Source organism: Gardnerella sp. 26-12 (assembly GCF_001660745.1).
Taxonomy (GTDB): Bacteria; Actinomycetota; Actinomycetes; order Actinomycetales; family Bifidobacteriaceae; genus Bifidobacterium; species Bifidobacterium swidsinskii.
Window position 1 is genome coordinate 1 of sequence record NZ_LWSR01000152.1, and the last position, 1,458, is coordinate 1,458.

The 1,458-nt window shown below is 38.7% G+C and carries 1 protein-coding gene; it reads left to right on the plus strand.

The genetic code is table 11. The features are described 5' to 3' along the window. Window positions 1-41: 41 nt before the first annotated feature. On the plus strand, window positions 42-1,458 hold a 1,417-nt coding region (locus A5295_RS05955), incomplete at its 3' end, for an FtsW/RodA/SpoVE family cell cycle protein (RefSeq protein ID WP_064622167.1).

Consider the following 1,458-nt stretch of genomic DNA (forward strand, 5'->3'; position numbering starts at 1 on the left):
AATAAAAATAAAGATAACGCGAAGCAAGGGGGTAAAACCTCATGAATATGATTGCTACGCGTATCAGACAGATAGCATTGTTGCTTTTTGCAACATTGCTTTCTGGCATGGCATTTTTACAGATGTTTTTCCGTATTGACGGTTATATTTCTGCTAATTATGCAGCAATGTTGATTCTCGTTATGGCACTGTTTTTCGTATTTTGGGGTGTTCTTCTTGTTAAACAGCCATATGCAAGTCAAGCTATTTTACCTTGTATTATGCTTTTAACTGCAATTGGAACAGTTCTTATAGCTAGAATCGATAGGCAAAATAATACAAATGTTGCAATAAAACAAATGGTGTGGATTTGTGCAGCATTAGTATTATCAATTATTTTCGTTATTCTTTTGAAAGATTATCGCATTTTAAGGCGTTTTTCTTATGTGAATATGGTTATAGGCTTGATTCTTTTGCTTTCACCTATGGTTCCTGGATTAGGTAAAGAAATTGGTGGAGCGAGAATTTGGATAGGTTTTGGAGATCACACAGTGCAACCAGGAGAGTTTGCTAAGCTTTTCCTGTCATTCTTCTTTGCTGCGTACCTGTTTAATCATCGTGATCGACTTGCTGTAGGTGGAAATAAGGTTTTGGGAGTTCACCTTCCTCGCTTACAAGACATGGGACCTATTGCTTTAGTATGGGCAGCATCAATGGGTGTGCTTGTTATCCAGCATGATCTTGGAACGTCATTGATGTTCTTCGCAATGTTTGTGTCAATGTTGTATGTGGCAACAGGTCGCAGAGGATGGATTGCTGTTGGGGGTATTGCTTTTGTAGCTGGATGCTTGATGGCAGTAAAGTTATTTGCACATGTGCAATATCGTGTGGATTCGTGGCTTCATCCATTTGATAATGCGGTTTATAATCGTTTTCCTGGTGGCTCAGCGCAAATTGTATCTGGATTGTTTGGTTTGGCTGCTGGAGGAACAACCGGAACAGGTTTAGGACAAGGTCATCCTTCTATAACACCGCTAGCTAATTCTGATTTTATTTATGCTTCTGTTGGTGAAGAGCTTGGTCTTACTGGGCTTCTAGCCGTATTGGTTTTGTATTTAATTATTATTGCATCCGGAATGATTACTGCAATGAAAATTAAAGATGGCTTTGGAAAATTATTAGCTTCAGGGCTTGTTTTTACTATGGCTTTCCAAGTGTTTACTGTTGTTGGTGGAATTACTTTGGTTATTCCATTAACCGGTTTAACTTTGCCGTATATGGCAGCTGGAGGTTCTTCTTTAGTAGCAAATTATTTGCTTGCATCTTTGCTTATTGTTATTTCTCACGCTGCAAATAAACCTGAACCTGCTCCTGTTTCAGATACTTTCCAATACGCTGCCTTAGCAGCGTTGCGCGAGCGTGAATTGCAAGAGCGAGCTAATACGAATACAAATAATAGTGAATATAACAATACAGATT